This is a genomic window from Echinicola sediminis (assembly GCF_054777495.1).
This window is the reverse complement of the sequence record NZ_BAAHAP010000059.1, coordinates 24,338-34,297: the sequence shown is the minus strand read 5'-3', so window position 1 is coordinate 34,297 and position 9,960 is coordinate 24,338. Positions and strand designations below refer to the sequence as shown.

4 protein-coding genes are annotated in these 9,960 nt (G+C 40.4%); all 4 read left to right on the top strand.

The window, feature by feature from the left end:
* Nucleotides 1–305: 305 nt before the first annotated feature.
* The 4 genes from ACYVAA_RS15045 (at nt 306) to ACYVAA_RS15030 (ending at nt 9,614) form a co-directional block, all read left to right on the top strand.
* On the top strand, nt 306–3,149 hold the full coding sequence (locus tag ACYVAA_RS15045) for a family 78 glycoside hydrolase catalytic domain (protein ID WP_460543165.1): 2,844 nt from the start codon (nt 306–308) through the stop codon (nt 3,147–3,149).
* A gap of 333 nt (nt 3,150–3,482) precedes the next feature.
* Nucleotides 3,483–6,605 carry a SusC/RagA family TonB-linked outer membrane protein gene (locus tag ACYVAA_RS15040; RefSeq protein ID WP_460543163.1) on the top strand — a complete coding sequence of 1,041 codons (3,123 nt, stop codon included), beginning with the start codon at nt 3,483–3,485 and terminating at the stop codon, nt 6,603–6,605.
* Between the two features lie 12 nt (nt 6,606–6,617).
* Nucleotides 6,618–8,138, top strand: coding sequence for a RagB/SusD family nutrient uptake outer membrane protein (locus ACYVAA_RS15035; protein WP_460543161.1), 1,521 nt, complete (start codon nt 6,618–6,620; stop codon nt 8,136–8,138).
* Nucleotides 8,139–8,168: 30 nt separating this feature from the next.
* Entirely contained in the window at nt 8,169–9,614 is a 1,446-nt protein-coding gene (locus ACYVAA_RS15030; RefSeq protein WP_460543159.1) for a sulfatase family protein, read from the top strand.
* Nucleotides 9,615–9,960 lie beyond the last annotated feature (346 nt).

The window sequence follows — 9,960 nt, the reverse complement described above, 5'->3', positions numbered from 1 at the left end:
GGTCTTTATCCTCAAAATGGGTAATATTGTTTATGATCTTTTGATAAAATAACCAAGGAAGAATTGGAATAAGGAATGGATATCGTTTTTAGAATGGGTTTTAAAGATATCATTCTTTTTCTTAATGGTTTGTTTATTAAATGATATAGGGTAATAAGCTTTTGCGAGTGCAAAAACGGGGTTTATTATTTAGTGGTAATAGGGTTAGGGCGTCCACCAGAAGGTTTTTGGTGGGCGCTTTTTTTAAATCTCATTGGTGTAGGTGTGTTACGAATAAGGATCATATAAAATAAGGAGGCTTACTTATGAAAAATATAAAATTTCTGCTTGTATTTCTTGTTAGTTGGATACCGTTCCAATTGATGGCACAGTCACTGGAATTTGAAACACTTACTTGCAATTCCCTTTCCCATCCTATCAGTATCGAAAGCGAGCAGCCGCGTTTTACATGGATTATGGATGCAAGGGGGTATGACCGGGCGCAAACTGCTTTTCAGGTTTTGGTAGCATCGGAGAAGAGGTACTTATCCGAGGGGGTAGCTGATATGTGGGATTCTGGTAAAATTTCAGGAGCTCAATCGGTTGATGTAACTTATCGGGGAAAAAAGCTTGAAGCGGAGCAAAAATACTGGTGGAAAGTGAGGATCTGGGATGAAAATGGAAACTCCAGTGCTTGGTCTTCAATCCAAAATTTTCAAATGGGCTTGATGGGGGATCAAAACTGGGAAGGAGCGAAATGGATTAGCTTAAAGGAAGATACGCGAAAGTCCGAATACCGGTACCGTGATTATCAGACCGGAGGAATGAAAGAGGCAGTACCGGTGACCAGTCAGGCCGTGGCTTATTTTAGAAAAGAGATCAGTTCCAGCAAAACCATCAAAAGTGCCAAGGCCTATGTCTGTGGACTGGGATATTACGAGTTTTATGTGAATGGTGATAAAGTGGGCGATCATGTTTTAGACCCAGCCCCATCCAATTACGACAAACAGGCTTATTATGTCGGATATGATATATCCGGGAAGCTGAAGAAGGGTGATAACGCTCTGGGCATTATCCTGGGAAATGGTTTTTACGGCCAGGATATATCTTGGAAAAATGATCCTGAATCTGAAAGGAATCTATCTTACGGTCCTCCTGCAGTCCGGGTATTGATAAAGATCAGCTATGAAGATGGAAGCCAAGAAACCCTGATAAGTGATCGTAGTTGGAAGGAATCCACGGGGCCTATTGTTTTTGATAATATTTATGGGGGAGACACTTATGATGCGCGATATGAATTAGGAAATTGGTCAGAAGCCGGTTATGATGATAGCGGATGGGGACAGGTCAAAGAAGTCCTGCCAAGTGTTGAAAAAATCAGTGCCCAGCAAATTCCTGCAATTAAAAAATTGAAAGAATTCTGGCCGAAACGGGTATTTAAGGGAAGCAATGGTAATTGGATTGTTGATTTTGGTCAAAACATTGCCGGATGGATCAAACTGAATGTAACTGAAGAGGAGGGGACGGTAATCAATGTCATTGCCACCGAGGCGCTGACCCAAGACGGTAAGGATATCTATCCTGGTGCCACCGGTGGCGGAGCCAATGGCATGAAGCAATTGTATCAATACATCTGCAAAGGGGGAGGATCAGAAAGTTGGGAACCTAAATTCAGTTACCATGGGTTTCGGTATGTGGAGGTTTCCGGGCTTTCAACTAAACCAAACGGGCATACGATTAAAGCGGTCATGGTGGCTACAGACATAGAAGAAAAGGGTTTTTTTAGTTCATCAGATCCACTGATCAACAAAATGCATGAGGTAAGTAAGTGGACGATTGAAGCCAATATCCACGGTATTCCTGAGGATTGCCCACACCGTGAAAAATGCGGTTGGTTGGGAGATGCCCATGCTTTTTGTGAATATGCACTGTACAATTATGAACTGAACAACTTTTACAAAAAGTACATGGAGGATATCCGAACCCAAATGCGTCCTGTGCCAGGTGAAAACCAACCTGAAAAGACTTTTCAGGTACCAACGATGATCGCTCCCGGAAAAAGGACATCTTCCATTGCAAAGTTGGACTGGGGGGTGGCCACGATGTATTTGCCATGGTATAATTATGTCTATTATGGAGATACAGCGATGGTCAGGGAATATTATGAAGAAATGAAAGTACTCACCAATTATTACCTGACTTTCAAAGATGACAAGGGGGTGGTACAGAACGGAATGGGGGACTGGTGTCCTCCTCGTTGGGACAGAAGGTTAAATCCCGGAGCCATGGAATGTCATCCGGTGATTTCGGCCAACGCTTATTTTTATGATGTGCTAGGGATTATGGAAAGGTTTGCCAAGATAAATAAGGATAAGGTATACCAAGCGCAGATAGCTAAAGAGCAGCAAGATCTGAAAGACGCATTTAATGCCCAGTTTTTGGAGGCTATTTCTGGTACCGAATACAAATGGTATGGTAGCCAGACCGCAACTGTAATGGCTCTGCAATTTGGGATGGTCCCTGACAATGAAATTACCTCGGTGGTCAATGGACTTGTCTACGATATTGAGGTCCGGAAAGGGGGACATCATAGTACAGGGATCCATGGCAATCGCTACATTTATACCGTGTTGAGTAGGTATGGGCATGCAGATCTGGCCTATAAAATTCTGACCACGCCAACTTTCCCAAGTCAAGCTTATATTCTGAATTATGGTTTCACTACATGGCCCGAGCGGCAGTTTGAATGGGATAAGATGCCCGGACTGACCAATTCCTTGAACCATCCCATGCATAGTGGGTTTGCCGCTTACTTTTTTGAGTCCTTGGGAGGTATAAAATCTTCCTATGATGCTCCGGGGTATAAGGAATTTGTGGTTGACCCGGTATTCCCTGAAGAAATCACTTTTACAAAAGTGTCCATACCCACACGATATGGTGAGATTCGAAATAATTGGCAGATAGAAGGAGCTAATTTTAGCATGAGTTTAACCGTTCCTTTCAATACTAAAGCGAAAGTGACCCTTTCAGAGGAGGAATTCTCCACTTTAACAGTCAATGGAGAAAAGGGAGATGATTTTCTGAGAGGGCATAAAGGTGTTATTAGGAATAATGGTGAATTGGTCCTAGGGTCTGGTTCGTATAAATTGTCTTATCGCAAAGCGAATTAGGGTGTGGCAGTCCGGTCTATTGATGCTTGGTTTAGGGAATGAATTAATGATCCCGAAATTTGAAAAAGTTTGCTAACCACTCCAGCACTCAGCAACCTGTATTTTATTCGGATGCTGGGTGCTTTTATTTTATGACTCTCAGGTAGGTATGACATAATATGTTAGTAAATGGAGTCGATAGTAGTTTTTTTGTTAGTGGATGATTGTGTTTTTTTGTTTTACACAGTACGATGCAGGATGTGAGTTATTGGGTTAATTTATAAGTTTTCAATATATAATTCTGATGCCCTAGCTCCGCAAGGAGCTCATTATTAACCCTAATAATTCTAATTTATGAAACATGTTTTACTATGGATTTCAAGTAAATTCATTCCGGTTTTCGTGCTGTTTTTAATAGCTACTGTTGTATTTGCCCAAGAAACAGTAGTTACTGGTTTGGTAGTCTCTTCAGATAACGGAGAGCCTTTACCTTTGGTCAATGTTTTGGTCAAAGGAACCAGTGTTGGGGCGGTTACAGATTTTGATGGTCATTATTCCATTACTGCTCCAGATCCTAACAGTACGTTGGTATTTTCCTACATAGGCTATGCCAGCCAAGAGGTGCCCTTGAGTGGGAAAACTAATGTTGACATTACCCTAGAGGTTGATGGTACGGCTCTCGATGAAGTGGTAGTGGTTGGTTATGGATCAAAGAGTAAAAAAAAGATTACCTCTGCAATTTCAGAAGTTGACCTTAAAGGAGCAGAGGATATGCCCAATGCCACGGCAGGTCAAGCCATGCAAGGAAGGGTTTCCGGGGTAATTGTAAATGAAAATTCCGGCAGCCCAGGTGAAGCTCCTTCCATTCGCGTTCGGGGGATAAGTTCTATCAATGCAGGAACACAGCCGCTGGTGGTTATCGATGGATTTCCCATTGGGAATGGTATTCCGCAGAGTCTTAATCCAAAAGACATCGAAAAGATTACTGTTCTAAAGGATGCTGCCTCGACTTCTATATATGGAGCAAGAGGTTCTAACGGTGTGATTTTGATTGAGACTTTGAAAGGGCAAGAACAGGAAAGCCAGGTCACCTATTCTGGTTCGATTGGGGTGCAATCCGTTCCCGATGCTTGGCGACCTCAAGTGCTTAATGCCCGACAATATGCCCAATATAATGTGGAAAGGGTTAATGAAATTAATTTAAGAAATGGATCCAATACCCCTGTTCCTCAAATTTACCTTGATGCCCTAAATGATTCTAATTTGAAAACGGTAGATTGGCAGGATTATATTTTCCGAGATGCCGCCTTTCAAAACCATAATGTGAGTTTTAGGGGAGGCAATAGTAAGTTCAGGGGGGCTGTTTCCGCTGGTTATTTACAGCAAGAAGGAGTGCTTATCAATAGCGGTTTTGAGCGATATTCCTTAAGAACCAATCTAGATGCCAATGTTAAAGATTGGTTGAAGGTAGGTTCTAATGTAGCGGTTTCTTTTTCTGAGAATGATCAGTTGCCAGAAGATGGCTCTAGAGGAATAATCATGCAAGCGGTCACCTCAAGTCCTTTAAAATCCCCATATGATGAAAATGGTAAACTAATACCTTATATACCCGCTGATTCTCCAGGTTACTTTGCGAGAACAAATCCTGTTTTCGAGGCCAAAGAACGTACAAATAACACTATTCAACGTGATATCAATGCCAGCGTAAACCTGGATATGACCCTGTTACCAGGCTTACATTTTAAGCCTCAAATTTATGGAAGAGTCTTGACGGTAGAACAAAATACTTTTATCCCTTCCACTTTAGGACAGTTCAGAATTGGTAGTGCCGCTGATCTATCCCCTGGGGCTCCTCCGTTTGTGAACTCAGGAACCAATACCAAAAGTGATATCACCAACTGGGGTATTGATAACTTATTGACCTATGAAAAGTACCTTGGTGATCACTCCATTAATGTTTTGGTTGGATATACAGCCCAGAAACAAACCGGAGAGATTACAAGTGTAAACGGTAAAGGATTTCCAAGTGATGAAATTTTAAATTATCTGGAGGCGTCAGAAATAAGCGCTGAAGTTACAGATGGCAGTAATTGGTCTTTGGCAGCTTATTTTGCAAGATTAGGATATGACTATAAGTCAAAATATTTATTCGAGTTAAATTTTAGAAGAGAAGGATCTTCTAGGTTTGGGGATAATAATAAGTATGGAAATTTCCCTTCCGCTTCATTGGGTTGGAGACTGTCAGAGGAGGACTTTTTTCCCAAAGATATGGGGATCAGTGAGTTGAAGTTAAGAGGTAGTTATGGAATTACAGGGAATTCAGCCATAGGAGATTTTGATCGCTACGGAAATGTGATCTCGATTCCCAATATAAATATCCTCAATCAAAACTTTAACTACGTGTTAAATGATAATGTGGTGATTGGCAAGTCTTTGGTGTCACTCCCTTCCAGTAGCTTAAAATGGGAGACAAGTTCCCAACTTGATATTGGAGTAGAAATGGGCTTACTAAATAACGCTTTAACTTTAAATGTAAGTTATTTTAAGAAAGCAACGAAAGACATGCTCTTTAACTTATCAATTCCTAGTGTATCCGGTTTCGGATCAACCAGAACCAATGTAGGAGAAATGGAAAATACAGGTGTGGACATTGAGTTGGGGGGTAATGTTTATAGCAATAGTAGGTTTTCTTGGAATAGTAATTTGAATTTATCCTTCTTAAGGAATGAGGTTACAGCTTTACCAGATGAAATTTCAGTAATCAATTCAAGTTTTAATGTTACCAAAGTGGGATTGCCCGTTGGTATGCTTAGAGGTTGGGTGGTTGAGGGGATATTTACAACGAAAGAGCAACTAGATGACCCTAAATTAGGAGCTGCTCCCGGATCAAGAGACTTTGGAGCATATATTTTTAGAGATGTAAATGAGGATGGCACTATAGATGGTTTAGATCAAACAGCTATAGGAAATCCCCATCCTAAAGTGATATTAGGATTTAACAACGTGTTAAACTATAAGAGTTTTTCATTATCCATTTTGGCAACAGGTATGTTTGGATATGACATCTTGCCACAGGCAAATGAAGTTCTCTATAATGCAAAAGGGCGTTGGAATGTAAGTTCTAAATTCTTAAACAGATTTATTTCTCCTGATGAGCCTGGGGATGGTTTAATCCCGGGAATTCATTTTCGTAACACGCATCAGGCCGGTACTCATTGGCTTGAAAAAGGAGACCACTTATGGATAAAAAATATAACATTTGGCTATAACCTACAGCAGTCAGCTTTAGATAAAATTAATTTCTTATCTGAAATGAAATTGTTTTTAAGTGTACAAAATGCGGCCAAATTTTCAAGTTACAGTGGTTGGAATCCTCAAGTAAGTCGTTTTGGGAACAATGTACAACAATTAGGTATAGATGAATTTGGGTATCCTACGAATAGAACGTTTTCATTGGGTGCAAACATTAAATTTTAAAAAAAGGAAACAATGAAAATATATAATTCCATATCAAAGTTAAGAAATGTTTTATTTCTTGTTATCGTACTTTCAATAACTGGTTGTGATGAAACTTTTTTAAATGTCCCTCCTAAACATTTTCAAACGGACGGAAATTTTTATAGAACTGAAGCTGAATTTGAACAAGCAACCATAGCAGTATATTCTGCCCTACAAAAGTATGTAGAGAGTGCTTATATACTCGAAGAAACTAGATCTGATAATACCATGCCCGACCAGCTGCTTGATGGAGGTCAGCTTGGTGGTGGTCCCCAGCTAAACTTCATAGATCAATTTACAATGGATTCTGGAGCAAATGCAGTTAGAAATGCTTGGAATTTAATATATGATGCAATCAAAGATATCAACTTCACTTTATTTTTTTTAGCGGGAGCGGACCTTGATGAGGAATTTGCCAAACGCACTGAAGCGGAACTTAAGTTTTTAAGAGCTTATTTCCATTTTGTTGCAGTACGTTATTGGGGAGATACCCCCTTGGTCTTGGAACCCATAACCTCTGCCGAGCAAGCTTTTGCAATCACCAGAACCTCTTCCGAAGAAGTTTATAAGGCCATTATTTCAGATGCTAATTTTGCCCTATCGGTGCTCCCGGATGCTTTTCCAAGTAGTGAAAAAGGAAGGGTAACAAAAGGTGCTGCTAGAATGTTATTGGCCAAGGTTTATTTAACAGTAAAGGATTATGCCAATGCGGAAATTCAGCTGAATGATATAATTGAATCCAATCAATACGGCTTATTGACACAGTATGCGGATGTATTTGATCCTTCCAATAAGAACCATGTAGAATCAATTTTTGAAGTGCAGTTCAAGGAAGGTTCTGAAGGAGAGTCCAGTAGCTTTATATACAGCTTTGCTCCAATAGGTTCCAGAGGGATTGTGGTAGTAGGTCCTGATGGTGGGGGGGGGAGAAATATTCCGACAAACAGTATTGTTAATGCCTATGAGCCCAATGATTTAAGAAAAGATGTGTCCATTGCATTTTTTGACAGAAACCCAAGTCCTGTTTGGTATATTAAAAAGTACGATCACGATGCAGATCCTGATTTTGCCAGGACACCTGATAACTGGCCCCTTTATAGATATGCAGATGTTCTACTGATGCAGGCTGAGGTGATCAATGAACAAGGATATCAAATAGGAAAACCATTTGAATTGTTAAACATGGTGAGGGTACGCGCAGGCTTACCGGTGTTAACTCCTTTAGATTTACCAGATCAGGCCTCTTTTAGGGCGGCCATTGCACAAGAAAGAAGAGTTGAGCTTGCCTTCGAAAATCACCGTTGGTTTGATTTGGTTAGAACCGGTAAAGCTATTGAAGTAATTACTGCGCACGGAGCTGAAGAACTTGCTAACCCAACGATGCCTTCATCAGACATTGTTGGTATTGAACCAGAATCTTATGTAATAACAGCTGAGGAGTTACTTTACCCAATTCCTGTCCGAGAATTAGAAGTTAGCCCTAATTTATTGCCTCAAAATCCTGGCTATTAATAAATGGAACCAATTAAACATAAACTTTATATGTTATTTAGACCATTTTTGCTGGTGGGATGCTTGCTTATTGTAGCCTTGTCCCTAAGTTCTTTCAAAAAGAAAGACGCTTCTTTTCAAGGCATAAAAAAGCGGCCTAATGTTTTGATAATTTTAACTGATCAATGGCGGGCCCAAGCAACAGGCTATGCAGGAGACCCCAATATACAGACGCCGCATTTGGACGCTTTGGAAGCAGTAAGCGTTAATTTCCGCAATGCGGTGTCAGGAATGCCGGTTTGTTCCCCATTCAGAGCCTCTCTCCTTACAGGACAGCGCCCATTGACTCATGGGGTATTCATGAACGATGTACAGCTTGATACCAATGCAGTAACCATCGGAAAGGTCTTTGGTAAAGAAGGATATCAAACGGCGTATATTGGTAAATGGCATCTAGATGGTCATGGAAGATTGCATAATGTGCCCCCTGGATCCCGAAGGCAGGGTTTTCAGTTTTGGAAGGCCAATGAATGTACGCATAATTATAACCATTCTGTTTACTATGACAATGAAGATCGTCAAAGGAAAGTTTGGCAGGGGTACGATACCTTTGAGCAAACGGATGCAGCTTTGGATTATTTAAAACAGGCTAAAATACATTCTGATCCTTTTTTGATGGTCTTGTCATATGGTACACCGCACGCACCGTATCATACGGCCCCCGAGTCATACAGAAAAAGGTTTGATCCAGCAAAAATTGAGCTTAGGGAAAATGTACCTGATAGCCTACGGGAACAAGTAAGGAAAGACTTGGCAGGCTATTATGCGCACATCGCTGCCATTGATGATATGATAGGTAAGCTTATAAGTGGTTTAAAGGAAAATAGACAGTTTGAAAATACGATCATTGTATTTACGTCTGATCATGGGGATTTGCTTGGATCACATGGGGCCTATAAAAAGCAGCAGCCCTTTGAGGAGTCAATTAGGGTTCCTATGCTGTTTAAATTACCACCAACCATGGGGATAAAAGTTAGAGAAAATGAAGCAATAATGAATTCTGAGGATATTATGCCAACCCTTTTAGGATTGTGCGGTATTAATATTCCCCGAACAGTAGAAGGAATTGATTATACTCCTCACCTTAAAGGGAAAGAAAAACTTGGTCAAGAGACCTTGATCACCTGCGTGCAGCCATTTGGCCAATGGAATAAAGTGCAACATGGGGCCAGAGAGTACCGGGGATTAAAAACGAGTCGGTATACTTACGTTAAAGATTTAGATGGACCTTGGATGTTGTTTGACAATAAAAAGGATCCTTATCAATTGAATAATCTTGTAAACAACCCCAAATATAAAGTGCTTCAGTCTGAATTGGACCAGCGTTTGATAGATAGATTGCAAGCAACAGGTGATAAATTCCTGCCTGGCATGGAATATGTCAAAAAATGGGGATATCCTTTGGATGAAACCGGTACTGTACCTTATACAGAATAGATTGTGCGTTTGATTTTATGCCCATCTCCTTTCCCAAAACCTTGCTTGGGGAAGGAGGTTTTTGGGTGTAATTGTCATAAATCTGGATTTTGTGAAAAAGGTGTCCTAACAATATAAGGGATTGTAAGAGGGAGGTAGGAATTGGTTTTAGTCATTTTTTCAATTATTATGGACTGGTCGGGGGATAGCTTAATCTCGAAGAGACACGAAAAGGTATAAAAGAGGTTTATAAAGAGCTTATGAACTGCTTTACTTTCTGTGGCTAGGAAGTAGTTGATTATTAGCCGCCTGTCACCTAGACCAATACAGGATACAAAAAAGTGGAATTCCCTATATATTTGATTTA